We start from the raw sequence: 25318 nt of genomic DNA, 5'->3' as shown, positions 1-25318 counted from the left end.
GGCCGTCGGCCCCGTGGAAACCACCCACCGGGGAGCAGCCACCCACGCCCCCGGCGCGGGCCGACCCCGTACCCGGGTGCCCGGTCCGGCCGTCGGCCTCGTGGAAACCACCCACCGGGGAGCAGCCACCCACGCCCCCGGCCCGGGCCGACCCCGTACCCGGGTGCCCGGTCCGGCCGTCGGCCCCGTGGAAACCACCCACCGGGGAGCAGCCACCCACGCCCCCGGCCCGGGCCGACCCCGTACCCGGGCGCCCGGTCCGGCCGTCGGCCCCGTGGAAACCACCCACCGGGGAGCAGCCCCCACGCCTCCGGCCCGGGCCGACCCCGTACCCGGGTGCCCGGTCCGGCCGTCGGCCCCGTGGAGACCACCCACCGGGGAGCAGCCACCCACGCCCCCGGCCCGGGCCGACCCCGTACCCGGGCGCCCTCATTTAGTGAGGTAGCGCACACCTGCCGTATCGTTGAGGCGATCCACCGACAGATCGGCAGGGCAGTGCGCAGGGAACGGGCAGGAGGCGGCTGGTGACCGTCGACGACACGAGCTCCGGCGCGGGCGCGGAGCCTCCATCGGAACCCTCGGTCCACGCGACGCCGCATCACGAAGTCGACCACACGGCGGAACCGACCGACGATCCCCTCGCGATCCGGCTGGAACAGTTGATCCTGGGGGCCGACCGCCGCTACACCCCGTTCCAGGCGGCCCGCACCGCCGGTGTCTCGATGGACCTGGCGTCGCGGTTCTGGCGGGCCATGGGGTTCGCCGACATCGGGCAGGCGAAGGCGCTCACCGAGGCGGACGTGCTGGCGCTGCGGCGGCTCGCCGGACTCGTGGAGGCGGGACTGCTCAGCGAGCCCATGGCGGTGCAGGTCGCCCGGTCCACCGGACAGACCACCGCCCGGCTGGCGGAATGGCAGATCGATTCCTTCCTGGAGGGGCTGACCGAGCCGCCCGAGCCCGGCATGACCCGCACCGAGGTCACGTATCCCCTGATGGAGCTGCTCCTGCCGGAGCTGGAGGAGTTCCTCATCTATGTCTGGCGGCGCCAGCTCGCCGCCGCGACCGGCCGGGTGGTGCAGGCGGCCGACGACGACGAGATGGTGGACCGCAGGTTCGCCGTCGGCTTCGCGGACCTGGTCGGCTTCACCCGGCTGACCCGGCGGCTGGAGGAGGAGGAGCTCGGCGAGCTCGTCGAGTCGTTCGAGACGACCTGCGCCGACCTGGTCGCCGCGCACGGCGGCCGGCTCATCAAGACCCTCGGTGACGAGGTCCTCTTCGCCGCCGACGACGCGCGCACGGCGGCCGAGATCGCGCTGCGCCTGATAGAGGCGATGACCCAGGACGAGACGATGCCCGCGCTCCGCGTCGGCATCGCGTTCGGCACCGTCACGACCCGGATGGGCGATGTCTTCGGTACGACGGTGAACCTCGCCAGCCGGCTCACCTCGATAGCGCCCAAGGACGCCGTGCTGGTGGACGGCGCGTTCGCGGAGGAGCTGACGCGTAAGGGCGACGCCCCGGCCTCCGAGGCGCAGGCGGCGGAGGAGGCCGCGGCGGCCGAGAAGGAGCGCGAGGGCGGCATGGAGCCGACGGCCGTGCCGAAGTACCGGTACGGGCTGCAGCCGATGTGGCAGCGGCCGGTGCGTGGGCTCGGCGTGGTGGAGCCGTGGCTGCTGGCCCGGCGCGGTACGTCCTGACCGCACTCGCGGACACCCCCCAGGATCCCCCTAAGATCCCTCCGATAACGCTCGTTAACCGGAGGGGTGCAGTCATGACCGTCACGTCCGAGCAGCGGTTCGGGGAGTTCGTCGTCGTACGGGTCCACGAGGGCCAGGACCATGTCGCCGAACTGGTTCTGGACCGGCCCAAGGCCATGAACGCCGTGTCCACGGACATGGCCCGCTCGATCGGTGCCGCCTGTGCGGCGCTCGCCGCCGACCCCGCCGTACGGGTCACCGTTCTCACCTCCAGCCACGAGCGCGCCTTCTGTGTGGGCGCGGACCTCAAGGAGCGGAACTCCTTCACCGACGCCGAGCTGGTGCGGCAGCGGCCCACTGCCCGTGCCGCCTACACCGGCGTCCTCGACCTGCCGATGCCGACGGTCGCCGCCGTGCACGGGTTCGCCCTCGGCGGCGGATTCGAGCTGGCTCTCTCCTGCGATCTGATCGTCGCCGACCGGACCGCCGTGGTGGGGCTGCCGGAGGTGTCGGTCGGCGTCATCCCGGGGGGCGGCGGCACCCAGCTGCTGCCGCGCCGGATCGGGGCGGCGCGCGCCGCCGAGCTGGTCTTCACCGCCCGGCGGGTGGAGGCCGCGGAGGCAAGGGAGTTGGGCCTCGTCGACGAGCTGGTGGAGGCCGGGGATGACCGGACGCAGGCGCTCGCGCTCGCCGGGCGGATCGCGGCCAACTCGCCGGTGGGTCTGCGCGCTGCGAAGCGTGCGCTACGGCTCGGACACGGGCTCGATCTGCGGGCCGGACTGGAAGTGGAGGACGCGGCCTGGCGCTCGGTGGCCTTCTCCGGGGACCGGGCCGAGGGCGTGGCCGCGTTCAACGAGAAGCGGAAGCCGAACTGGCCCGGCGAGTAACGGTACGTCGTGACTTCGACGCGCAGAGCAGGAGATTCGTGGCTTCAAATTGATCAAATCACCACAGATCTACATACGATGTAACGATGGGTGGTGAAGATGTGCGGCTGCGGGCCGTCGTATCGCTTGCGCAGTCGATGGCTGCGGCGCAGGCCCCGCGCGAGTCCTGGCGGGCGGCCGCACTGGGGGCGTGCGAGGCGTTGGGCGGCAGTTTCGCCGCGCTCTCCGTGTGGGAGCGCGGGCCGGGGCGGCTCCGGGTGCTGGTGAACGCGGGTGAACGGGCCGAAGGGGAGGAGGAGTTCCCCGACGAGGAGACGTACCCGGTGCACGAGTTCCCGGAGATCACCGAGTTCCTGCACGAGCGGTGGGCGGGGGGCGGCGAACCGGACGCCTGGGTGGAGACGGCCGACGGGCCGGTCGGTGAGGACGGTGTCGCGTCCGACGTGGAATCGGCGGGTGCGGGCGGGCCCGGGAGCGGTTACCGCCATGAGCGCGTGGCCGCTCTGCGGCGCCGCCGGCGCGGCTGCTGTGTGGTCGCGCCGATCGTGCTGCACGGGCGGGCCTGGGGTGAGCTCTATGTGGCGCGACCGGTGGGGGCGCCGGTGTTCGGGCGGGAGGACGCGGACTTCGCGACCGTGCTGGCAGCCGTCGTCGCCGCCGGGATCTCCCAGACCGAGCGCCTCGAAGAGGTCCGCAGGCTCGCCTTCACCGACCCGCTGACGGGGCTGGCCAACCGTCGCCTCGTCGATGCGCGGCTCGACGAGGCGGTGGAACGGCACCATGCCGACGGCGCGGTGGTCAGCCTGGTCGTCTGCGACCTGAACGGCCTGAAAGAGGTCAACGACACGCTCGGCCACGCGGTCGGCGACCGACTGCTGGAACGTTTCGGCTCGGTGCTGTCACGGTGTGGCGCGATGCTGCCGGGCGCGCTCGCGGCCCGGCTCGGCGGTGATGAGTTCTGTCTGCTCGCCGTGGGCCCCGAGGCGGACGAGGTGATCCGGGTGGCCGCCGAACTCTGCGACCGGGCATCGGGGTTGGAGCACGGTGACGGGGTCGCCTGCGGGATCGCGTCGACCGGCGACCCGATCGGTCCGGTGGTCTCGGCCCGGCGGCTCTTCCGGCTGGCGGACGCCGCCCAGTATCGGGCGAAGGCGGCCCGCTCGACGAAACCGGTGGTGGCGGGGCGGGACGGCGAGGTCATCCGGCTGGCCGACTCGCCGCCGAAGTCCGCTCATGACCGCCGTCGGCTGCGCGGCAGCCGTCCGTAGCGCTCGCGCGGAACCACGATCGGTAAGGGGTCAGCCGCACGATCACTAGTGACATGGAGAGATTCAGTCCGTACGCTTCTGAATATGGATATGCACACAGTCGTGGTGGGGACGTCCGGTACCACCGCAGAGGACGTCATCGCCGTGGCTCGCGCGGGAGCCCGCGTCGAGCTCTCCGCAGCCGCAGTCAGCGCACTCGCCGCCGCCCGCGAGATCGTGGACGCGCTGGCCGCCAAGCCCGAGCCGGTCTACGGCGTCTCCACCGGCTTCGGTGCGCTCGCCAGCCGGCACATCAGCCCCGACCTGCGGGCCCAGCTCCAGCGCAACATCGTCCGCTCGCACGCGGCCGGGATGGGCCCGCGCGTCGAGCGCGAGGTCGTGCGGGCGCTGATGTTCCTGCGCCTGAAGACGGTCTGCTCCGGCCACACCGGCGTACGCCCCGAGGTTGCCCAGACCATGGCCGACGTACTGAACGCGGGCATCACCCCCGTCGTGCACGAGTACGGCTCGCTCGGCTGCTCCGGCGACCTGGCACCCCTCTCGCACTGCGCCCTGACGCTGATGGGCGAGGGCGACGCCGAGGGTCCCGACGGTGTCGTACGCCCGGCCGGTGAGCTCCTCGCCGCGCACGGCATCGCCCCTGTCGAACTGCGCGAGAAGGAGGGCCTCGCCCTCCTCAACGGCACCGACGGCATGCTCGGCATGCTCGTGATGGCCCTCGCCGACCTGAAGAACCTCTACACCTCCGCCGACATCACCGCCGCGCTCAGCCTGGAGGCACTGCTCGGCACGGAGAAGGTCCTCGCCCCGGAGCTGCACGCCATCCGCCCGCACCCGGGCCAGGGCGTCAGCGCCGACAACATGCTGCGGGTGCTCTCCGGGTCCGGCCTCACCGGTCATCACCAGGACGACGCGCCCCGCGTCCAGGACGCCTACTCCGTGCGGTGCGCGCCCCAGGTCAACGGCGCCGGGCGGGACACCCTCGCGTACGCCGGGATCGTCGCCGACCGCGAGCTGGCCTCCGCCGTCGACAACCCGGTCGTCCTGCCGGACGGCCGCGTCGAGTCCAACGGCAACTTCCACGGCGCCCCGGTGGCGTACGTACTCGACTTTCTGGCGATCGTCGCCGCCGACCTCGGCTCGATCACCGAGCGCCGCACGGACCGGCTGCTGGACAAGAACCGTTCGCACGGGCTGCCGCCGTTCCTCGCCGACGACGCCGGTGTCGACTCGGGTCTGATGATCGCCCAGTACACGCAGGCCGCCCTGGTCAGCGAGATGAAGCGGCTCGCGGTCCCGGCGTCGGCGGACTCGATCCCGTCCTCCGCGATGCAGGAGGACCACGTCTCCATGGGCTGGTCGGCGGCGCGCAAGCTCCGTACCGCGGTGGAGAACCTCGGCCGGATCATCGCCGTCGAGCTGTACGCGGCGACCCGCGCCATCGAACTGCGCGCCGCCCAGGGCCTCGCCCCGGCGCCCGCGTCCCTCGCCGCGATCGACGCGCTGCGGGCGGCCGGCGTCGAGGGGCCCGGCCCGGACCGGTTCCTGTCACCGGATCTGGCTGCCGCGGACGCGTTCGTTCGGAGCGGAAAGCTGGTGGCTGCGGTGGAGCCGGTCACCGGGGCACTGGCGTAGGGCACGTCCGCAAAGTCCCGCCCGGCCCGCAGAGTTGCCGGGATGCCCAAGTGGCTCCGCTGCTCGGGGATCCCGGCGCCCTGCTTCGGGCGGACGGCGATGTCTTGCGGCCCCCTGGGGCATCCGGCGGATCTGCGGAGGGGCCTGTCCCTCAAGCCCGTCCGGTGATCGAAACACGCCCTAGGCGCCCGCGCGGCGCCCCGCATGGGCGACGAACGCTGCGCCGATGGTCAGGAACGCTGTGCCACCGATCAGATACGGAGTGGTGTCGACCCCGGACCCGGTCTCGGCGAGCGCCGGCCCGGACACCTCGTCCCCGGCGTTCATGACCGCCGGTCGGCTCGGCGTACCGGCCGCACCGGCGGCTTCGTCCGTCGCGTTGGCCGACGGGACGAACCACAGGGCGCACAACAGCGTGGCCGCCGCGGTGGCGGTCAGGAGCGGACGGCGGGCCATGGCCACGGAATCGATCCCCCTTGTGACAGCAGTGAGTTAGCCGGGTGCGCCGATGCTAATGAAAGCAGCGGGTCGCGGGAAAGCCGGGGGAGCCTTTGGCCCTACGCTCCGGCGTATGAGTACTTCAGAGACATCACGGTTTGTTCGTCTTCGCGTGGAGATGGTGTTGGAGATCACAGACCAGGACGCCCTCAGCGGTACGGCACTGGAGAGCATCGACGCCGAATACGCCGAGCCCGGCGGCGAGTCGGCCGAGGAGCGCATGTATGCCGAGTCCGCGGTCCGGGAAGACGGTGCGGAGGCCCTCGCCTCCCTCATCGACCCGTTCGATCTGGTCGGCGAGGTACCGGGGGTCGAGCTGGCCCAGGCCTCCTGGACCAGCGAGACCATCGACTACGACCCCGAGGAACCGGACGCCTGGGACCTCGACGACGAGGGTTACGGTGACGAGGACGACGACGATGTCGCGCACAATGGGGAGGAAGACGACGACGGGGAACAGCGGTCCAGCCGGTGAACACACCGGCCCCGGCCCGTTTCCGGTGGGCCGGGGCCACCAGGTGTTCAGCCTCTGGAACCACAGCCGTCACGGCTGCGTCGATGAGTGGTGTTCCCCACATCTTTGACGGATGCGGAACGGAGGGCTCCCTCCCGGGTGTTCCTGGAACATTGACGGGGTACCGCCGGCCGGCGGCTCTGTGCGGGGTTATGGGGGATACGGCAACGATGGAGAAGCGTGTGATGACGGACAGCAAACGACGCAGGGGCCTGATGGCCGCGTCCGCACTGCTCGGCGGCGTTCTGGTGCTCACCGGCTGCAGCGACGGCGGCGACAAGGGCGGCAGCGCCGGGAGCTCGAAGAAGTCGCAGGCGGCAGAGGTCGACAAGGCTGCGGCCCAGGACGCTTCGGAGGCGCAGATAGCGATCTCGCCGAAGAACGGCGCGACCAACGCCAGCATCAACAACGACGCCAAGGTCACCGTGGCCAAGGGCAAGCTGACCGAGGTCACCATGACCACGGCGGCCGGCGCGAGCGTCCAGGGCACCCTGGCGGCCGACGGCACGAGCTGGCAGCCGAACGGGCAGCTGGAGCGCTCGACCACCTACAAGATCAACGCAACGGCCAAGGACTCGAAGGGCCGCGAGGCTCACGAGAACTCCTCGTTCACCACCGTGTCGCCCGCCAACAGCTTCATCGGGAACTTCACCCCCGAGGACGGCTCCACGGTCGGCGTCGGCATGCCGGTCTCGATCAACTTCAACAAGCCGATCACGAACCAGAAGGCCGTCCAGGCCGGGATCACCGTGACGTCCAGCAGCGGCCAGCAGGTCGTCGGCCACTGGTTCAACTCACAGCGTCTGGACCTGCGCCCCGAGCAGTACTGGACGGGCGGCTCCACCGTCACGCTGAAGCTGGCGCTGGACGGCGTCGAGGGCTCGAACGGCGTCTTCGGTGTGCAGCAGAAGACGGTCACCTTCAAGGTCGGCCGCAACCAGGTCTCGACGGTCGACGCCGGCACGAAGATGATGACCGTCACCCAGGACGGCAAGACGATCAAGACGATCCCGATCTCGGCCGGTTCCCCGGCCAACCCGACGTACAACGGTCAGATGGTGATCTCCGAGAAGTTCAAGGAGACCCGGATGAACGGTGCGACGGTCGGCTTCACCGACGCCGACGGCAAGGGCGAGTACGACATCAAGGACGTGCCGCACGCCATGCGGCTGTCCTCGTCGGGCACGTTCATCCACGGCAACTACTGGGGCGCGCGGTCGGTCTTCGGCAGCGCCAACACCAGCCACGGCTGCGTCGGCCTCCCCGACGTCAAGGGTGCGAGCGACGCCAACCAGCCCGCCGCGTGGTTCTACAACAACTCGCTCGTCGGCGACGTGGTCATCGTCAAGAACTCTCCGGACAAGACCATCACCCCCGACAACGGCCTCAACGGCTGGAACATGAGCTGGGCCGACTGGCAGGCAGGCTCCGCAGCCTGACCCCGGAGGGCGTCCCCGGACGCCCTCCGTATCCCATGCTCGACCGCGTACCCGCGCAATCCCCGACGCCACGTACGTACGCAAGGCGGCGGCACCCCGGATCCCCTCGGATCCCCGGTGCCGCCGCCTTCGTCGTCCGGAAGTGTTCTCATCCGGATCTCATCGCGGCCTTAACCCGCCATCACAACCCGTCCATAGCGTCGCGCCATGTTCTTCACCTACCTCCGTCCTCGTCGCCGCCTTCCTGGTCGCGGGACTGCTCACCTCCTCCGCGGTCAGCCGCCGGGTGAGGGAGTTCGGCACGCTGAAGGCGCTCGGCTGGAAAAGCGGCCGGGTCACCCGACAGGTCGTCGGCGAGGCCCTCGTCAACGGTCTGATGGGTGGTGTCCTCGGCATCGCGGTCGGTCTGGCCGGCGCGTACATCGTGACGGTCATCAGCCCCACCCTCACCGCGCAGCTCGGCGGCTCGGGCGGCGGTGGCGGCATGGCCGGCGGCCCCGGCGGCATGGGCGGCCCGGTCCGGCAGGCGGCGGCCAAGTCCCTCGACATCGCGCTGACCGCACCCGTCTCCCTCTCCACCATCCTCGTCGCCGTCGCGCTGGCCGTGGCGGGCGGACTGATCGCCGGCGCGTTCGGCGGCTGGCGGGCCTCCCGGCTGCGCCCCGCGGACGCGCTGCGCCGCGTCGAATAGCCCGCCCGCGAGCCCCACCCCTTTCAGCCCAGCAGGAGTTGACCCATGTACACGCTCAGCGGCGTCACCAAGCGCTACACCCGCGGCAAGTCCACCGTCGATGCGCTCGCCGGCGTCGATCTGACCATCGAGGACGGCGGACGCCTGGTCATCCAGGGCCCCACCGGCGGCGGCAAGTCCACGCTGCTGCAGATGCTCGGCGGTCTGGACCGCCCGACGGCCGGCAGCGTCGAACTCGACGGTGTGGACCTCGCGAAGCTCAGCGAGGCCAAGCTCACCAAGGTACGCGCGCAGAACATCGGCTTCGTCTTCCAGAGCTTCAACCTCATCCCGACGCTGACCGCGCAGGAGAACGTCGAGACGGCGCTCGTCCCGCTGGGCGCCAGGCCTGCGGAGCGGCGCAGGCGGGCCGCCCGGGCGCTGGACTCCGTCGGACTCGGCGAACGGCTCGGACACCTCCCGAGCGAGATGTCCGGCGGGCAGCAGCAGCGTGTGGCGATCGCACGGGCCCTGGTCAAGCAGCCGAAGGTGCTGCTCGCCGACGAGCCCACCGGCAACCTCGACGAGTCGATGCGCGACGAGGTCATGGAGGTGCTGGAGACGATGTGGAAGGAGCACGGGCTGACCTTCATCATGGTCACCCACGACAGCGCGATCGCCCGCAGGGCGCCGCGGCTGGCGACCATCCGCAAGGGCCGCGTCACGATCACGGAGAACGCGGCGGCCTGACGTACGGGCGCCAAGGTGCGGCGTACGGACGCGGATGTGTGACGCACGGACACACCGGACGGACACACCGGCCCTCTGGACAGGGGCGACGGCGCCAACACCGTTGCCTCTGCACGACGGTGACGCTTCCGTAGGCGGTCCGGTACGCGGCCGCGTAAGCGGCGCCATGGCACCATCACGCCCGCTCCCGTTCGCTCATCGCATTAATCTCGCAGTCATGACCGCTGCCATCACCGCCATGATCACCGCAGTCGTCGGTGTGCTCGGCACCCTGTTCGCGCCGATGCTCGCGCAGCGGATGACCGCACGGGAGCGCCAGGCGGAGGCCCAACTGGCCGACACGCGGCGGAGGTTCGAGGAGCGGCGCGCCCAGTACACGGCCATGAACCGGGCCTCCCGGCAGTTCCACACACTCCTCAAGGACGCCCTGCACCGGATCAGGGACGGCGTCTATACGGAACAGGAGCGCGCCCAGCTCGAAGAAGCCCGCCTCGACCACCGCGACCGCTACGCCGAGGCGCAGATGATCGTCCCGGAGCGGATCCTGCAGGCCTCCCGCGACCTCAACCAGGTCCTCGCGAACGCCGACGGGGCTGTCAAACGCCTGGACCGCGGTCTCGCCCGCGACGGCGAGACCGTGGCCCGGATCCTGGAGAACCTGAGGGCGGCGAGTCCGTTCCTCGACACGATGCGGGAGCTGATGCGGGAGGACCTGGGCATCACCGACTGAGCCCGCCCCTACGCCGAAGGTAATCGACGCCCCGTACGCCCCCGGGCAGCATGGTGCACACCAGCTGACGGAGCCACGGCAGCACGCAGATCTCGGAGGGCGAGACCATGACCGCATACGCCATAGCCCACCTGCACCCCGCCGCCCACCCCTGCGAGGAGGTTCTCACCTACATCGAGCGCATCCAGTCGACCATGGATCCCTTCGGCGGCCGCTTCCTCGTCCATGGCGCGCAGGTCGAGGTCATCGAGGGCGAGTGGCCGGGTGCGCTCGTCATCATCGGGTTCCCGAGCATGGCGGCTGCCCGCGGCTGGTACGAGTCGGACGCCTACCGGGAGCTGCTGCCGCTGCGGACCCGGAACGTAGCGGGTGATGCGGTGCTCGTCGAAGGCGTCGGACCGGAGTACGACGCGGCGGCGACCGCGGCCGCGATGCGGGCGGCGGCAGCGGCCGCAAATGCCTGACGGGCAACGGCCCGGAACCCGTACGGTGACCCGTGGCCGGTGACAGCCGACGCGAGGGGCGGGAACGGGGCATGGGCTTCGAGGGCGACATCTGGAGGCTGCTGCGCGGCCCGGAGCCGGTCGGCGACATCGTGATCGACGGCCATGACTTCCCCTGGCTGCGGGGGCGGTTCGTCCCGGGCCCCGGGTTCGAGTCGCTGCGCCCGCTCTTCGCACGCGAGCTGGCCCTGATCGACCGCATCGACGAGGGGCCGGAGGCATCGGCCGCCTGGGAGGCGGCATACGACGAGATCTCCCGGAGCCTGACCCTGGTCTGCCCGGACGACGGCCCGGTCGCCGAGTTCCTGCTGCACATCGACGGTGAGCGGGCCCGGTTCCGGTGGAGCCTCACACCGTTCGACCAGGGCGACGAGGACGGCGACGCATGATCGGCCGCGAGGAGGCCGTCCGGCTCGTGGCGGCGGAGCTGGAACGGGAGTTCCCGGGGATGCGGCTGCCTGCCGGTCCGTCACGGCTCCACGTACAGATATCCGATGTTGAACGGCACGAGCTGTGCTGGATCGTCAGCTACCAGTCGGCGGAGTTCCTCCGCACCGGCGACAGCGCATACATGCTCGTCGGCAACGGCCCCTACCTCGTCGACCGGATGGACGGCAGCCTGCACTCCATAGGCGTCGTCGACGCCGTGACGGAGGCCTGGGAGCCGGAGTACCGGACCCGCATCCGCGGGGAGCGCCTGCCCGGCGCGGCCGCTCTGCTGGCCGACGAGGTGCGGGACGCGGCCGCCTTGACCGGGCGGGTCGCCGCCCTGCGGCTCCTCCGGCGTCGTGTTCCGGCGCTCGACTACCCGCAGGCCAAGGCCTACCTCGCGGCCCTGCTCCACGGAGCCGCTCCGCCGCCGGCCCTGCTTGCGCTCGCAACCGCGGCGCTCGAACCGGTCTCGTACCTCACCCCGACCTTGGGCATCAGGACCCTCACCGGTCCCCTGACGCCCTCCTCGCCTCCACCGGACCCGGACCCGGATCCAGCCACGCCCGCCGCCGGGACCGAGGACCCCCGCTTCATCGGCCGGTACCGCGAACTGAGCAGCGACGGCTCCGGCCCGAGCATGCATGATGTCGCCTGCCTCGAACCGCGCCCGTACGAGGGCGAGTTGGCCGCCTATCTGCGCGCCGGGAATGTCCTCGCCGCAGCCTCGTCGGCCTGGTACGACGAGCTGCGCGGAGACGGGACCCTGATCGCCGCTAAGTGCATCCACACGGACGGCACCTGGTTCTGGCGCTCCGACCTCTCGTACTACGTCGAGACCTACCACCTCGCCGTCGACGAACGCTTCCTCGCCCACGCGGCCGCCCTCGGCTGGCAGCCGCCGCGGCTGAGCCCAGAGGAGCTGCAGGCTCTGAGCGCGGTGTAGCTGACTACACCCCCGTTCCGGGGGAGGGGTCCCTCGCTGCCGCGCGCCCCGCTCTGGAGAATGGATCACGTCGGATCAACCACGGAGGGAACCCCATGAAGCCGCTGCTCTGGCTCGTGCTCTGTCTCGCAGTCGTCGCCAATGTCGGCCTCAACCTGATGGAGGACACCGGACTGCACATCGCCCTGAGCGTCGTCTCGGGCGTGGTCGTCCTCGCGTCCGGCGTGGGGCTGTGGATGCTGCGGGACAGGCGCCAGGAGGCCTGATCCCTCCGCCCCGACCGGCCGCATCCGGTGCGGATTGCGCCACACGCCCGGTGCCGGAAGGCTCGGGAAGGGCTCAGTATGTGGATGCGGCCGAGGATCTTGCGACTTCCCTGGGACACTCGATACGTCACAGCGGTCCTGTACGTCGCATTGGTGAGTGCGCTTCTCACATTGTCTGGGTGACGTCCTCAATGGGGAGGGGGACCGGCGGTGCCCCTGGGGACGGGGGCGCCTTCGCGCATGTTGCCGACCCATGGAAGGTCTTGATCAGATGCCGGCCATCCCTGTTTCCTCGGAGCCGCACGCAGCCGAGATCCGTGTCATCGAGCCGCTGTACGCGGAGGTCCTGCGGCGCAATCGGGGCGAGAGCGAGTTCCATCAGGCGGTACGGGAAGTCCTTGAGACGCTCGGCCCGGTCCTGGCGCAGCGACCGGAGTTCGTGGACGCCCGGATCATCGAGCGCATCTGTGAGCCGGAGCGTCAGCTCATCTTCCGCGTGCCGTGGTCGGACGACTCCGGCCACATCCATGTGAACCGCGGCTTCCGGGTCGAGTTCTCCAGCGCCCTGGGACCGTACAAGGGCGGGCTGCGCTTCCACCCCTCGGTCGACCTCGGCATCGTGAAGTTCCTCGGATTCGAGCAGATCTTCAAGAATGCCCTCACCGGAATGCCGATCGGCGGTGGCAAGGGCGGCGCCGACTTCGACCCGAAGGGCCGCTCCGACGCCGAGGTCATGCGGTTCTGCCAGTCGTTCATGACCGAACTCCACCGTCATCTGGGCGAGTACACGGACGTCCCGGCCGGTGACATCGGCGTCGGCGGCCGCGAGATCGGCTACCTGTTCGGCCAGTACAAGCGGATCACCAACCGGTACGAGTCCGGTGTGCTCACCGGAAAGGGCCTGGGCTGGGGCGGCGCCCAGGCGCGGACCGAGGCCACCGGCTATGGCTGTGTGCTCTTCACCGACGAGATGCTCAGGAGCCGGGGTGGATCCCTCGACGGCCGGCGGGTCGTCGTGTCGGGCTCCGGCAATGTCGCGATCTACGCGATCGAGAAGGCCCAGCAGCTCGGCGCGACCGTGGTGACGTGCTCCGACTCCGACGGTTATGTCGTCGACGAGAAGGGCATCGACCTCGCCCTGCTCAAGGAGGTCAAGGAGGCCGGTCGCGGCCGGATCTCGGAGTACGCGCAGCGGCGCGGCGCGCATGTCGGATTCGTCGCCGGTACGGGCGTGTGGAACGTCCCCTGCGACGTGGCCCTGCCGTGTGCCACGCAGAACGAACTCCACGAGGCCGATGCGCTGACGCTCGTACGCAACGGGGTGCAGGCGGTCGCCGAGGGCGCCAACATGCCCACCACCCCGGAGGCCGTGCGGGTCCTCCAGGAAGCGGGTGTCGCCTTCGCCCCCGGCAAGGCCGCCAACGCGGGCGGGGTGGCCACCAGCGCGCTGGAGATGCAGCAGAACGCGTCGCGCGACTCATGGACCTTCGCGCACACCGAGGAGCGGCTCGCGGAGATCATGCGCCACATCCACGACTCCTGCTTCACCACGGCGGAGCGCTACGGCAGCCCCGGCAACTACGTGGTCGGCGCGAACATCGCCGGTTTCGAACTGGTCGCGGACGCCATGCTCGCGCAGGGTCTCATCTGATTCCGCGCCGTACGCACCACCGGCCCCGCCGCCTCCGCGGCGGGGCCGGTGGCGTCAGGGCTCTTTCCTTCGGATCAGGCCCCGCGAGTCTCTCGGATCGGGCCCCGCGAGCCCGGCGTGATCCGAACGCGAGAGGCCCTGAGCCTCGTCACCGCGCGGGCCGGCGCCGGAAGAACTCGGCCAGTCCCGTGTTCACGACCACTACGACGCCGGCCACCGCCGCCGCCACCGGATGACCCACGCGGTACAGCGCGTACACCCCGCCGCCGAGCACCACCGCCTTTACTAGCAGGACGCCCCACAGCGGAAGCCGGACCCGGGCGCGAGGAGCGGCGAACAGCCCCCACACCACGATGGCCACCGCCGGTGTGCCGAGCCCCAGCAGCCACCGGGCAGCGGTGGAGCCGCCGGCCGTGAAGCCCCACCACGACAGGCACGCCAGCGCCGCCAACTCGACGACGAACGCCAGGAGTTCGTTGGCCATGAACCAGGGGCGGCCGCGCATCGTGGCCAGGCTGTCGAGGCCGTCGCTTGTCATCGGGTGGGATTCCTCCTCAGGCAGGTCCGCGAGACGGCGGGCGGCAGGTCAGCCGTCCGCGGGCGCGACACCGATCGGGCACGATACGCCCGTCCCGCCGATCCCGCAGTAGCCCGCCGGGTTCTTGTCGAGGTACTGCTGGTGATATGCCTCAGCAGGCCAGAACGTGCGGCCCTTCGCCGGGAGGATCTCCGTGGTGATCTCGCCGTGGCCGGACGCCGTCAGGACCTTCTGGTACGCCTCGCGGGACGCGGCCGCCGCCGCCTCCTGCTCGGGGGAGTGGGTGTAGATCGCCGAGCGGTACTGCGTACCCACGTCGTTGCCCTGGCGGAAACCCTGCGTCGGGTCATGGGACTCCCAGAAGAGCTTCAGCAGCTCGGAGTACGTGACGATCTTCGGGTCGAAGACGACGCGGACCGCTTCCGTGTGCCCCGTCAGGCCCGAGCAGACCTCTTCGTACGCGGGGTTCTCCGTATAGCCGCCCTGGTAGCCGGCGAGCGTCGTCCAGACGCCGTCCATCTGCCAGAACGTGCGCTCGGCACCCCAGAAACAGCCCAGCGCGAAGTCCGCGACCTCCAGGCCGTCCGGGTACGGGCCCAGCAGCGGATTGCCGAGGACCGTGTGGCGGGACGGGACGGTGAATTCGGGGGTGGGGCGGCCGCGCAGGGCTTCCTCCGGGGTGGGGAGCTGTGGGGTGCGGCGGTGCAGGAACATGCGGGGGCTCCTCCGGGGTAGGCGTGTGCAGCCCGTACAACGCGGCGGGGCCGCCGCGGATTCCGGCGCCCCCGCCGCGTCGCACCGGTCAGTTCCCGCCCGCCGCCAGGACCTGTGCGGCGCCGAAGCCGCGAGCTGGACGTAGCGCTTCTCCGGGTCCCCGGAGTGCGTCCACGGGGCGCTGTCGATGCGTCGGCGACAGCCGGAGCCAGCGGCGGAACACGGGCCGACCAGGGCGGAACCGGCCCCGCGTCACCGGGGCAGTGTCGCCGGGCTGCCGCCGTTCGCCTCGTACCCGGCGACCGCCAGCGCCCGGTAGACCGTGTACTCGGCGGCCGGGTCGGGGTTCTGCGTCCACGGCAGCGCGCCCACGTGCCCGTCGATGTGGACGAGCTGGTGCATCGCCTCCGCCCAGCGTTCCATCCGGACGAGGAACAGCACCAGCAGATGACGGACATGGGCGAGCATCGGGTCGTCGGGGCGTGCCGCGTGCACCGCGAACAAGGCGCCCTCGACGGCCTTCGTCACCACGGCGCCCCGGTAGAAGCCCTGCACCAGATTGACCTCGGGCAGATGCTCGTACACCGCGAACAGCGGCAACGCGGCCAGCAGCGAACCCTGCGGGGCGCGGGCCGCGGCGGACGTCGCGAACCGCTCGGCCTCCTCGCGGGAGCCGTGCCACTTCTCGCACCAGAAGTGCAACGCGGCGATGTGCGCGCCCATGTGCGCCGGCGCGCGGTCGATGATCTTCGCCCAGAGCTGGTCGAACTGCTCGTGGGAGTAGCCGAGTCCACGCGCGACGGCCAGTTCGACGATGTACGGGACCGGGTCGCCGGGCGCCAGCAGGGCCGCCTCGCCGCAGACCGTACGCGCCTCCTCCAGGATGATCCGGAAGTCGTCCGCCCCTGCGGAGGAGGACCGCCAGGCCTGCTGGACCAGGAACTCGGCGTGCACCACGGCCCCACCCGCGTCCTTCGGCGACTGGGCGCGCCACGACCGCAGCCACGCACCACCGACCCCGGGGGCCTGCATCAGCTCCAGTGAGGCGGCACCGGCGAACGCCTGCACGCGCTGCCACCGCACCTCACCCTCCTTCGGCGTCCCCGCCAGCAACTGAGAGGCCGCGCGCCAGTCCTGGGTGCGCTGCACGACGTCGAGAACATCGAGGAGGTCCTGGTCGGGGCCCGGCATCCGGATGTCCAGCTGCTCCTGGCGGACGAAGCCGTACGTGTCCGGGTCGGCGGCGTCGGGGGAGCCCGGCGCGACCTGGCGGATACCGGAGCGGCGACGCAGCACGAAGGGGCCGAGGACCGCGGCGAGCATGCACAGCGCGATCAGGAACCAGAGAATCTCCATGCACCCATTGTCACCGGACGGCGCAGTGGCCGTGGATCACCCCTGTGACGAACTACGCTCGGGCCCCATGAGCGACCAGCAGAGCTTCGAGACCCTCGCGATCCACGCGGGCAACACCGCCGATCCCCTCACCGGCGCCGTTGTTCCGCCCATCTATCAGGTGTCCACGTACAAGCAGGACGGCGTCGGCGGACTGCGCGGCGGCTACGAGTACAGCCGCAGCGCCAACCCGACGCGCACAGCACTGGAGGAGAACCTCGCGGCCATCGAGGGCGGCCGCCGCGGTCTCGCCTTCGCGTCCGGGCTCGCGGCGGAGGACTGCCTGCTGCGCACGGTGCTCCACCCGGGCGCCCATGTCGTCATCCCGAACGACGCCTACGGCGGCACCTTCCGGCTCTTCGCCAAGGTCGTCAAGCGGTGGGGCGTCGACTACTCCGTCGCGGACACCTCGGACCCGGCGGCGGTCCGGGCCGCGGTCAACGACCGTACGAAGGTCATCTGGGTCGAGACGCCGTCCAACCCGCTGCTCGGCATCACCGACATCGCCGCGGTCGCGGACGTGGCGCGCACCGCGGGTGCCCGGCTGGTCGTCGACAACACCTTCGCCAGCCCTTATCTGCAGCAGCCGATCGCACTCGGCGCGGACGTCGTCGTGCACTCCCTGACCAAGTACATGGGCGGCCACTCCGACGTCGTCGGCGGTGCGCTGATCGCCGCCGACGCGGAGCTCGGCGAGGAACTGGCGTACCACCAGAACGCGATGGGCGCGGTCGCCGGACCGTTCGACTCCTGGCTGGTGCTGCGTGGCATCAAGACGCTGCCCGTCCGGATGGACCGGCACAGCGAGAACGCGACCAAGGTCGCTGAGCTGCTCACCCGGCACCCCAAGGTCACCCAGGTCCTCTACCCGGGGCTGCCGGAGCACCCGGGGCACGAGATCGCCGCCAAGCAGATGAAGGCGTTCGGCGGCATGGTCTCTTTCCGGGTCCAGGGCGGCGAGGAGGCGGCGGTCGAGGTCTGCAACCGGACCAAACTCTTCACGCTCGGTGAGTCGCTCGGCGGCGTCGAGTCGCTGGTGGAGCACCCGGGCCGGATGACGCACGCCTCCGTGGCCGGCTCGGCCCTGGAGGTACCGGCCGACCTGGTCCGCCTCTCCGTCGGCATCGAGTCCGCGGACGACCTGCTGGCCGACCTGACGCAGGCTCTCGGCTAGGGCGTCCCGGTACGGGGTTGGCCCGGGGCGGGGACCGTGGGGGTTGTTCCTCGGTGGGTGGTTTCCACGGGGTGCCGGCCGGTTAGGGCGTCCCGGTACGGGGTTGGCCTGAGGCAGGCCTTGGGGCGGTTCAGGCCGGGAAGACAGTGCATAACCGGGCCGGCGGGCACTCGTCCCACCGGCCCGGCGTCCTGGGGGTCAGGCGGCGACCTTCTCGTCCTCCAGCGACGCGCGGATCTGCTCCCGCAGCTCCGGGCTGTCGGCGTGTTCGTGGACGGAGACCGCGTGTTCCGTCGCCGCTCGCACCACTTCCTCCTCCTCACCGGCGATGGTGAGCGAGCAGTTCGTGACGCTCGGGTGCTTGCGGCAGTCAGCGATCTTCCTGGTCATGACGGCCTCCTCGACTCGTGCGGCGTGCCGTCACATCCAGGATAGATCCGCAGGAATCGGGCTTTCCGGGCTTCACTGTCCGTCCAGGGGCGGGGTCGTCTCCGTGGGCGGCACCTGCCAGGGCTCGGCGATCACCACCCACACCGTGAACGCGACCACGGCCACGCACAGCACGAACATCACCAGCACACGGAGCGCACGGCGCCGCCGCAGCATCCGGCCGCCCTGCTCGGCCGCCCGCTCCGCCAGGCCGGCGGGGACCTGCGGATGCGGTGCGTCCAGCATCCGCCGGACCTGGTCCTCCTTCTGGTCCTGACGTCTCATGGCCCCGCCCCCAGCAGTCGTACGGACAGCCGCCGCGCCGTGGGCCTGCGGGTGCCGCGCATCGTGGCCACCGACCGGTTGCAGAGTGCCCGGACCCGGTCCACCGGAAGCCCCAGTAACGCGGCGGTCTGCTCCTCGGCAACCCCCTCGTACAGCCGCAGCACGAGTACCAGCCGCTCCCGCGGGGTCAGCGGATCCAATAGCCCGCCGCGCGGCCGGTGGTGCCGCCACGCCTCATGGGCGAACCGGATGGCCAGCTCCTGCCGGGTGCGGTCGTACGGATCCTCACCGTGCAGTCCGTCCCAGGCCGCGTACGTGCGGGCCAGCGCGGCGGTCAGCAGCCGCTGCGCCCGTTCGTTCGCGCCGGGCGGCTGCGTGGGCTCGGCGGTGAGCAGGGTGGCGGTATGCAGCAGTCGGCCCGCGGCGCCCGCCACAAAGGTCTCGAACTCCCGGGCGCGCCGCCGCTGAGGTCCTGTCTGCCGATCTCGCACACCCACATCGCAGCGCCAGAAAGGTCCCCGGGTCAAGAGGTTGGGCAGGCGTATTCCAGCCGTCAGCCCCCCGCGGGCTGCTGCTGCCGCGCAGCCAGCGCCGCATTGAACCGGGTCAGCAACGTGCAGAACGTCTCGCGCTCCTCCGCCGTCCATTCCCCCGTCACCTGCGACATCAGCTCCCGCCGCGACGCACGCACCTCGTCCAGCCGCGCGTGTCCGCGCGGCGACAGCTGAAGCACGACCGCACGGCCGTCCTCCGGATGCGAGGTCCGCTTGACCAGACCGGTGTCGACGAGCGGCGCGACCTGACGGGTCACGGTCGAGGAGTCGATCCCCATGCCCGCGGCCAGCGCCTTGACGCCCATCGGGCCTTCCCGGTCCAGTCGGTTCAGCAGCAGATACGCCGCCCGGTCCATGGAGTTGCGGACCTGGCCGACACCGCCGAGGCGGGTCTGCTCGGCACGGCGGGCGAAGACGGCCACCTGGTGCTGCAGAACATCGAGGAGGTGGTCGGGGCCCGGGGAATCGGGGGTGGCGCCCCCGGAAGGAGACGCAGCAGTCGTCATGTCCTGAGGGGGCATGGCCGGGGGCTCTCTTCGTGCGGTGTTCGGATGGGTGGGGGACAGAGTACGCGGCCACGGGGCAACATGTACCAGCACTGCACAAACCTGCGAACAACGACGCAGGACGGCACCAGCACGGCGCCCGGCCCCGCGTCCAGCTGCAAGACTTGCCGTTATGAACTTCCGTACGCCACACCCGTTTCCCCCAGTGATCCTCGATGACGTCCGCGGCGCACGGAAGATGCTCTCCGGCGTGGCCCGGATGACCCCGATGGAGGGCAGCCGTCACCTGTCTGCGCTGGTCGGAGCGCCGGTCCACTTCAAGTGCGAGAACCTCCAGCGGACCGGCTCGTTCAAGTTGCGCGGCGCGTACGTGCGGATCGCCGGCCTCTCCCCGGTCGAGCGCGCGGCCGGAGTCGTCGCCGCAAGCGCCGGAAACCATGCGCAGGGTGTCGCACTCGCGTCTGCACTGCTCGGCGTACGCTCAACGGTCTTCATGCCGGTCGGGGCGCCGCTGCCGAAGGTCGCCGCGACCCGCGAGTACGGCGCCGAGGTCCGGCTGCTCGGCCACGTCGTCGACGAGACCCTCGCCGCCGCCGAGGAGTACGCCCAGGAGACCGGCGCGGTCTTCATCCACCCCTTCGACCACCCGGACATCATCGCCGGACAGGGCACCGTGGGCCTGGAGATCCTCGAACAGTGCCCGGAGGTCCGCACCATCGTCGTCGGGATCGGCGGCGGCGGACTCGCCGCGGGCATCGCCGTGGCCGTGAAGGCGATCCGGCCCGACGTGCGGATCGTCGGAGTCCAGGCGGCGGGCGCCGCCTGCTACCCGCCGTCGCTTGCCGCCGGCTACCCGGTGGCGATCGGCTCGCTCCAGACGATGGCGGACGGCATCAAGGTGGGGCGCCCCGGCGACGTACCGTTCGGACTCGTCCAGAAGCTGGTCGACGAGGTCCGTACGGTCTCCGAGGCCGACCTCTCCAGCGCGCTGCTGCTCTGTCTGGAGCGGGCGAAGCTGGTCGTCGAACCGGCGGGGGCGAGCCCGGTGGCGGCGCTGCTGAGCGACCCGGAGTCGTTCCGCGGACCGGTCGTCGCCCTGCTGTCGGGCGGCAATGTCGACCCGCTGCTGATGCAGCGCATCCTCACCCACGGCATGGCGACCGCGGGCCGCTATCTCAGCCTGCGGGTCCGGCTCACGGACCGTCCGGGGGCACTGGCCACGTTGCTCTCCGTGCTGACCGTCGCCGACGCCAACATCCTCGACATCGGCCATGTGCGGACCGATCCGCGGCTCGGACTCACCGAGGCGGAGGTCGACCTGCATCTGGAGACCAAGGGTCCCGAGCACTGCGAGGAGGTCACCGCGGAGCTGCGCGGTGCGGGCTACCTGGTGGTAAAGGACTGACATACCGTCAGGTTGCGTGTTCACCGGGCGGGAAGAGGCGCACAAACCTAGGATCTGTCGAGGAAGCCGACAATCGCACTGGGGGAATCCCGTATGCCAGGCGCCATCTACGCCGAAGGTCTGGTGAAGACCTTCGGTGATGTACGAGCACTCGGCGGTGTTGATCTCGACGTGCCGGAGGGTACGGTCCTGGGCCTCCTCGGTCCCAACGGCGCAGGCAAGACGACAGCCGTGCGTGTCCTCACGACGCTGCTCAGACCCGACAGCGGCCGGGCCGTCGTGGCAGGCATCGACGTGCTGAAGAAACCCAACGAGGTACGCCGCTCGATCGGCCTCTCCGGCCAGTTCGCCGCGGTCGACGAGTATCTGACGGGCCGCGAGAACCTGCAGATGGTCGGTCAGCTCTACCAGATGAGCGGGCGCGACGCGAAGGCCCGCGCGGTGCAGCTGCTGGAGCGGTTCAACCTCGCCGACGCGGCCGACCGCCCCGCGAAGACGTACTCCGGCGGCATGCGCCGCCGCCTCGACCTGGCGGCGGCGCTCGTCGTCTCCCCGCCGGTGATGTTCATGGACGAGCCGACGACCGGACTCGACCCCCGCAACCGGCAACAGCTGTGGGAGGTCATCGAGGAGCTCGTCGCAGGCGGCACGACGCTGCTGCTGACGACGCAGTATCTGGAGGAGGCCGACCACCTGGCACACGACATCTGCGTCATCGACCACGGCCTCGTCATCGCCCGCGGCACCTCCGACGAACTGAAGGCCAGGACCGGCGGCGAGCGCGTCGAGGTCGTCGTCCACCACCCCGACCAGATCGATCCGGCCCGCGCCGTCCTCGCCCACCTCGGCAAGGGCGAGGTCACCGTCGCCCAGCACACCCGCAAACTGACGGTCCCGGTCTTCGGCGGCGCCAAGCTGCTCGCCGAGATCATCCGCGATCTCGACACCCGCGGGGTCGAGATCGACGACATCGGACTGCGCCGCCCGACACTCGACGACGTGTTCCTCTCGCTCACCGGCCATGTCGCCGAGGCGCCGGAGACCGACGAGAACGGGACGGTCCCGGGTCCCGCCGCGCCGACCGGCAGGAAGGCCGGACAGGAGGTCAGCAAGTGACTGCCACGACGGACACGCCGCACCTCGCGGCAGCCCCCAGGGTGGGCGGCGGCATCGGCGGGTCGGTCCGCGACTCCCTCGTCGTCGCCAAGCGGAATCTGATCCGCATGACCCGGATCCCGGAGATGGTGATCTTCGGGCTGATCCAGCCGATCATGTTCGTGGTGCTGTTCAGCTACGTCTTCGGCGGCTCCATGATGATCGGCGGTTCCACCAGCGCCAGTGACTACCGCAACTTCCTGATGGCGGGCATCTTCGCGCAGACCGTGACCTTCGCCACCGCGGGCGCCGGTGCGGGCATCGCGGACGACATGCACAAGGGCCTCATCGACCGGTTCCGCTCGCTGCCGATGGCGCGCGGCGCGGTCCTCACCGGCCGTACGCTCGCCGACCTCGTCCAGACGACGCTCACCATGGTCGTCCTCGCGGCCGTCGCCCTGCTGGTCGGCTGGCGCACCGACGAGAACGTCGGCAAGGTGCTCGGCGGCTTCGCGCTGCTGCTCCTGCTGGGATACGCCTTCTCCTGGATCGGGGCGCTGATCGGTCTGTCGGTCCGCACCCCCGAGGCAGCCACGTCGGGCGGTCTCATCTGGCTGTTCCCGGTCACGTTCATCTCGAACGCCTTCGTGCCCACCGAGAACATGGCGAGCTGGCTCCAGCCGGTCGCCGAATGGAACCCGTTCAGCGCGACCGTCCAGGCCTGCCGCGAACTCTTCGGGAACCCGGGCGTCTCCCCGTCCGGTGCCTGGCCGATGCAGCATCCCGTCTGGGCCTCGCTGATCTGGTCCGTGCTGATCATCGTGGTCTTCCGGACCCTCGCGGTCCGCAAGTACCGGTCGGCGACCGCCTGAGGAACGCCAGGAAGCCCCGGCCGTCGGCGGCCGGGGCTTCCTGGTTCTGCGGGGTCCGGTGGCCGGCTCAGCCCGAGTAGGGCTTCGCCGCGAGGATCTTCACCAAGGCCCGCTTGCCGTTCGGCAGCTCGTACTCGGCGTCCTCGCCCATCTTCTTGCCGTTCACGCCGGTACCGAGCGGAGACTGCGGAGAGTACGTCTCGATGTCCGCGCTCGCGTACTCGCGCGAGGCGAGCAGGAACGTCAGGGTGTCGTCGGGGTCACCGTCGAACGCGATGGTGACGACCATGCCGGGCTCGACCACGCCGTCGTCGGCGGGGGCCTCGCCGACCTTCGCATGCTCCAGGAGCTGGGTGAGCTGGCGCACCCGCAACTCCATCTTGCCCTGCTCCTCCTTGGCCGCGTGGTACCCGCCGTTCTCCCGGAGGTCACCCTCCTCGCGGGCCGCCGCGATCTTGACGGCGATCTCCGTGCGCGCGGGACCAGACAGGTACTCCAGCTCGGCCTTGAGCTGGTTGTACGCCTCCTGCGTGAGCCAGGTGACGTTTTCGCTGGTCTGGGTCACAGGTGCTCCTAGTCGGTACTGGATATTCAAACGTCGGTACTGGGAATACAAAGCATCGCCCTACCCAGAAGCATGTGCCTCCAAGGGTGGGCGAAACCACGAGCCTAACAATTCCCCAGGAAAAGGGGGAGAAGGTAAACCGCTATGACCGCGTCAACGCAGGTCAGCCGCGATCGTCGCAGGTCAGAGCCGGTCCGTGCCGGTCAGTTCGACGACCCGCCGTCAACCGTGCAGCCCAGCAGCTCGACGCTGGTCGCCCGCGAGGTCGTACGCAGCGAGACGATCCGGTCGATCCGGTCGGAACGGTCGTCGAAACGGATGTCCTTCCGGGCCACGTCACTGCCGTCCACCTGCTGGGAGCGGAGGGTGCAGTACCCCTTCGCGTCCCGGTCCTTGCGCACCTCGAGGTGGACGTCGACCCGGTCGTCCGAAGCGATCCTGAACTTGATCACCTCGGCGCTGATGCCCTGGCCGGTCACGTAGTCGTAACCGATCCAGCCGACCACGCCGAGCAGGGCCACGCCCAGCACCGAGCCGATGATCTTGAGCTTGCGGTCCGCGCGCTCGTCCACGGAGCGCCCGTAGCGGCCCTCCGGAAGTGCTTCACGCACCGCAGTCATGATCGTTCCTCCCGTGCCGGGGATCGAGGAATTTTCCGCCCCCCGGTTCGGTCACTATAGAAGCCTCCCACCCGCCACCCGACCGCCGCCCCACACCGACGTCCCTCCGGGACGGCGCCCGATGGCGGCCGAATCACTGAGGATCGAGTCTTGACTGAACAGCTTCGACTGATGGCCGTCCACGCCCACCCCGACGACGAGTCGAGCAAAGGGGCGGCCACCATGGCCAAGTACGTGTCCGAGGGGGTGGACGTGCTGGTGGTGACCTGCACGGGAGGCGAACGCGGCTCCATCCTCAACCCGAAACTCCAGGGCGACCCGTACATCGAGGAGCACATCCACGAGGTACGGAAGAAGGAGATGGACGAGGCCCGGGAGATCCTGGGCGTCAAGCAGGAGTGGCTCGGCTTCGTCGACTCGGGGCTGCCCGAGGGCGACCCGCTGCCCCCGCTGCCCGAGGGCTGCTTCGCGCTGGAGGACGAGGAGAAGGCGGCAGGGCGTCTCGTCCGCTCCATCCGCGCGTTCCGGCCGCAGGTCATCACCACGTACGACGAGAACGGCGGCTACCCGCACCCCGACCACATCATGACCCACACGATCACGATGATCGCGTTCGAGGGCGCCACGGACACCGAGACGTTCCCCGAGGTCGAGTTCGGCCCCGCCTGGCAGCCGCAGAAGCTCTACTACAACCAGGGCTTCAACCGTCCGCGTACGGTGGCGCTGCACGAGGCGCTGCTCGCCCGCGGCCTGGAGTCGCCGTACGGCGAGTGGCTGGAGCGCTGGAAGGAGTTCGAGCGCGTCGAGCGGACGCTGACCACGCACGTTCCGTGCGCGGAGTTCTTCGAGACCCGGGACAAGGCGCTGATCGCGCACGCCACGCAGATCGATCCGGACGGCGGCTGGTTCCGGGTGCCGATGGACATCCAGCGGGAGGTCTGGCCGACCGAGGAGTACGAGCTGGCGAAGTCTCTCGTCGACACCTCCCTCCCCGAGAGCGACCTCTTCGCGGGCATCCGCGACAATGCCTGATATGTACGCGACCCAGGCACTGACCCACGTCGTTCCTCTCGCCGAGGAATTCGACAAGAACAAGGTGACACCCGGCGTCCTCGGCTTCCTCGTCTTCGCGGCGCTCGCGGTGGGCGTGTGGCTGCTGATGAAGTCCATGAACCGGCACATGGGCAAGGTGAACTTCGAGGAGGCGCCGGATCCGGATGCGGCGCCGGCCGGCGCCGAGGCTTCGGGAAACGGAGCCGGGCGCGCCCGGTAGCGCTTCGTCC

The 25318-nt window shown here is 70.5% G+C and carries 29 protein-coding genes and 1 pseudogene; 20 read left to right on the top strand and 10 right to left on the bottom strand.

What is annotated here, in order from left to right:
• Nucleotides 1-524: 524 nt before the first annotated feature.
• From AB0915_RS06955 to hutH, 4 genes are all read left to right on the top strand, one after another.
• Nucleotides 525-1697, top strand: coding sequence for an adenylate/guanylate cyclase domain-containing protein (locus AB0915_RS06955; protein ID WP_366690069.1), 1173 nt, complete (start codon nt 525-527; stop codon nt 1695-1697).
• A gap of 74 nt (nt 1698-1771) precedes the next feature.
• Complete coding sequence (locus tag AB0915_RS06950; protein ID WP_366690068.1) at nt 1772-2584, top strand: enoyl-CoA hydratase-related protein; 813 nt, start codon at nt 1772-1774, stop codon at nt 2582-2584.
• A gap of 86 nt (nt 2585-2670) precedes the next feature.
• The gene (locus tag AB0915_RS06945; protein ID WP_366690067.1) at nt 2671-3852 is read left to right on the top strand and encodes a GGDEF domain-containing protein; all 1182 of its coding nucleotides are present in this window, start codon (nt 2671-2673) and stop codon (nt 3850-3852) included.
• An 84-nt stretch (nt 3853-3936) separates the two neighbouring features.
• A complete protein-coding gene (hutH, locus tag AB0915_RS06940; protein WP_366690066.1) occupies nt 3937-5487 on the top strand; it encodes a histidine ammonia-lyase in 1551 nt (516 codons plus the stop codon).
• A gap of 180 nt (nt 5488-5667) precedes the next feature.
• Here hutH and AB0915_RS06935 read toward each other — a convergent pair whose 3' ends face one another.
• Nucleotides 5668-5949, bottom strand: a complete 282-nt coding sequence (locus AB0915_RS06935; RefSeq protein ID WP_366690065.1) for a hypothetical protein — start codon at nt 5947-5949, stop codon at nt 5668-5670.
• Between the two features lie 154 nt (nt 5950-6103).
• Here AB0915_RS06935 and AB0915_RS06930 point away from each other — a divergent pair, with 154 nt between their 5' ends.
• The 10 genes and pseudogenes from AB0915_RS06930 (at nt 6104) to gdhA (ending at nt 13883) form a co-directional block, all read left to right on the top strand.
• On the top strand, nt 6104-6460 hold the full coding sequence (locus AB0915_RS06930; protein ID WP_366690087.1) for a hypothetical protein: 357 nt from the start codon (nt 6104-6106) through the stop codon (nt 6458-6460).
• Nucleotides 6461-6669: 209 nt separating this feature from the next.
• Nucleotides 6670-7938 carry an Ig-like domain-containing protein gene (locus tag AB0915_RS06925; RefSeq protein WP_366690064.1) on the top strand — a complete coding sequence of 423 codons (1269 nt, stop codon included), beginning with the start codon at nt 6670-6672 and terminating at the stop codon, nt 7936-7938.
• 223 nt (nt 7939-8161) lie between these two features.
• Nucleotides 8162-8629, top strand: a pseudogene (locus tag AB0915_RS06920) (ABC transporter permease); the annotation flags it as partial.
• 45 nt (nt 8630-8674) lie between these two features.
• Nucleotides 8675-9358 (top strand): ABC transporter ATP-binding protein, encoded by a 684-nt coding sequence (locus AB0915_RS06915; protein ID WP_366690063.1) that lies wholly within the window; start codon nt 8675-8677, stop codon nt 9356-9358.
• Nucleotides 9359-9575: 217 nt separating this feature from the next.
• A complete protein-coding gene (locus AB0915_RS06910) occupies nt 9576-10088 on the top strand; it encodes a hypothetical protein (protein WP_366690062.1) in 513 nt (170 codons plus the stop codon).
• A 107-nt stretch (nt 10089-10195) separates the two neighbouring features.
• Nucleotides 10196-10552, top strand: a complete 357-nt coding sequence (locus AB0915_RS06905; protein ID WP_366690061.1) for a DUF1330 domain-containing protein — start codon at nt 10196-10198, stop codon at nt 10550-10552.
• Nucleotides 10553-10623: 71 nt separating this feature from the next.
• Entirely contained in the window at nt 10624-10980 is a 357-nt protein-coding gene (locus tag AB0915_RS06900) for a hypothetical protein (RefSeq protein WP_366690086.1), read from the top strand.
• Complete coding sequence (locus tag AB0915_RS06895) at nt 10977-11966, top strand: YrhB domain-containing protein (RefSeq protein WP_366690060.1); 990 nt, start codon at nt 10977-10979, stop codon at nt 11964-11966. Before AB0915_RS06900 ends, AB0915_RS06895 begins: the two co-directional genes overlap by 4 nt.
• A 95-nt stretch (nt 11967-12061) precedes the next feature.
• Complete coding sequence (locus tag AB0915_RS06890; protein WP_366690059.1) at nt 12062-12232, top strand: hypothetical protein; 171 nt, start codon at nt 12062-12064, stop codon at nt 12230-12232.
• A gap of 271 nt (nt 12233-12503) precedes the next feature.
• Nucleotides 12504-13883: an NADP-specific glutamate dehydrogenase gene (gene gdhA, locus AB0915_RS06885; RefSeq protein ID WP_366690058.1), complete on the top strand. Its 1380-nt coding sequence runs from the start codon at nt 12504-12506 to the stop codon at nt 13881-13883.
• A gap of 148 nt (nt 13884-14031) precedes the next feature.
• Here the strand turns inward: gdhA and AB0915_RS06880 are convergent, their stop codons facing one another.
• The 3 genes from AB0915_RS06880 to AB0915_RS06870 all read right to left on the bottom strand — a co-directional run bounded on the left by AB0915_RS06880 (nt 14032) and on the right by AB0915_RS06870 (nt 16491).
• A complete protein-coding gene (locus tag AB0915_RS06880) occupies nt 14032-14421 on the bottom strand; it encodes a YrdB family protein (RefSeq protein WP_366690057.1) in 390 nt (129 codons plus the stop codon).
• A gap of 48 nt (nt 14422-14469) precedes the next feature.
• On the bottom strand, nt 14470-15135 hold the full coding sequence (msrA, locus tag AB0915_RS06875; protein ID WP_366690056.1) for a peptide-methionine (S)-S-oxide reductase MsrA: 666 nt from the start codon (nt 15133-15135) through the stop codon (nt 14470-14472).
• Nucleotides 15136-15387: 252 nt separating this feature from the next.
• On the bottom strand, nt 15388-16491 hold the full coding sequence (locus AB0915_RS06870) for a hypothetical protein (protein WP_366690055.1): 1104 nt from the start codon (nt 16489-16491) through the stop codon (nt 15388-15390).
• Between the two features lie 67 nt (nt 16492-16558).
• Here AB0915_RS06870 and AB0915_RS06865 point away from each other — a divergent pair, with 67 nt between their 5' ends.
• Nucleotides 16559-17704 carry a cystathionine gamma-synthase gene (locus AB0915_RS06865; RefSeq protein ID WP_366690054.1) on the top strand — a complete coding sequence of 382 codons (1146 nt, stop codon included), beginning with the start codon at nt 16559-16561 and terminating at the stop codon, nt 17702-17704.
• Nucleotides 17705-17902: 198 nt separating this feature from the next.
• On the opposite strand, the gene AB0915_RS06860 is transcribed toward AB0915_RS06865, so the two are convergent.
• From AB0915_RS06860 to AB0915_RS06845, 4 genes are all read right to left on the bottom strand, one after another.
• Complete coding sequence (locus AB0915_RS06860; protein ID WP_366690053.1) at nt 17903-18094, bottom strand: DUF1059 domain-containing protein; 192 nt, start codon at nt 18092-18094, stop codon at nt 17903-17905.
• 72 nt (nt 18095-18166) lie between these two features.
• Nucleotides 18167-18418, bottom strand: coding sequence for a hypothetical protein (locus AB0915_RS06855; protein WP_366690052.1), 252 nt, complete (start codon nt 18416-18418; stop codon nt 18167-18169).
• A complete protein-coding gene (locus tag AB0915_RS06850; protein ID WP_366690051.1) occupies nt 18415-18909 on the bottom strand; it encodes a sigma factor-like helix-turn-helix DNA-binding protein in 495 nt (164 codons plus the stop codon). Before AB0915_RS06850 ends, AB0915_RS06855 begins: the two co-directional genes overlap by 4 nt.
• Nucleotides 18910-18971: 62 nt before the next feature.
• Entirely contained in the window at nt 18972-19493 is a 522-nt protein-coding gene (locus tag AB0915_RS06845) for a MarR family transcriptional regulator (RefSeq protein ID WP_366690050.1), read from the bottom strand.
• A 157-nt stretch (nt 19494-19650) separates the two neighbouring features.
• Here AB0915_RS06845 and ilvA point away from each other — a divergent pair, with 157 nt between their 5' ends.
• The 3 genes from ilvA (at nt 19651) to AB0915_RS06830 (ending at nt 22850) form a co-directional block, all read left to right on the top strand.
• Nucleotides 19651-20883: a threonine ammonia-lyase gene (gene ilvA, locus AB0915_RS06840; RefSeq protein ID WP_366690049.1), complete on the top strand. Its 1233-nt coding sequence runs from the start codon at nt 19651-19653 to the stop codon at nt 20881-20883.
• Between the two features lie 93 nt (nt 20884-20976).
• Nucleotides 20977-21999: an ATP-binding cassette domain-containing protein gene (locus tag AB0915_RS06835; RefSeq protein ID WP_366690048.1), complete on the top strand. Its 1023-nt coding sequence runs from the start codon at nt 20977-20979 to the stop codon at nt 21997-21999.
• Nucleotides 21996-22850: an ABC transporter permease gene (locus AB0915_RS06830; protein WP_366690047.1), complete on the top strand. Its 855-nt coding sequence runs from the start codon at nt 21996-21998 to the stop codon at nt 22848-22850. The genes AB0915_RS06835 and AB0915_RS06830 overlap by 4 nt, the downstream gene beginning before the upstream one ends.
• A 67-nt stretch (nt 22851-22917) precedes the next feature.
• Here AB0915_RS06830 and greA read toward each other — a convergent pair whose 3' ends face one another.
• Together greA and AB0915_RS06820 are read right to left on the bottom strand one after the other, a co-directional pair.
• Nucleotides 22918-23415, bottom strand: coding sequence for a transcription elongation factor GreA (gene greA, locus AB0915_RS06825; protein ID WP_366690046.1), 498 nt, complete (start codon nt 23413-23415; stop codon nt 22918-22920).
• A 203-nt stretch (nt 23416-23618) separates the two neighbouring features.
• Nucleotides 23619-24035: a DUF4307 domain-containing protein gene (locus AB0915_RS06820; RefSeq protein ID WP_366690045.1), complete on the bottom strand. Its 417-nt coding sequence runs from the start codon at nt 24033-24035 to the stop codon at nt 23619-23621.
• A gap of 150 nt (nt 24036-24185) precedes the next feature.
• Here AB0915_RS06820 and mca point away from each other — a divergent pair, with 150 nt between their 5' ends.
• Together mca and AB0915_RS06810 are read left to right on the top strand one after the other, a co-directional pair.
• Entirely contained in the window at nt 24186-25067 is an 882-nt protein-coding gene (gene mca, locus AB0915_RS06815; protein WP_366690044.1) for a mycothiol conjugate amidase Mca, read from the top strand.
• A 1-nt stretch (nt 25068) separates the two neighbouring features.
• On the top strand, nt 25069-25308 hold the full coding sequence (locus tag AB0915_RS06810; protein ID WP_366690043.1) for a hypothetical protein: 240 nt from the start codon (nt 25069-25071) through the stop codon (nt 25306-25308).
• Nucleotides 25309-25318 lie beyond the last annotated feature (10 nt).

The organism is Streptomyces sp. NPDC048411 (genome assembly GCF_040704695.1).
Lineage (GTDB): Bacteria > Actinomycetota > Actinomycetes > Streptomycetales > Streptomycetaceae > Streptomyces.
The sequence above is the reverse complement of the archived record's forward strand: the minus strand, read 5'-3'. Positions and strand labels throughout refer to the sequence as shown.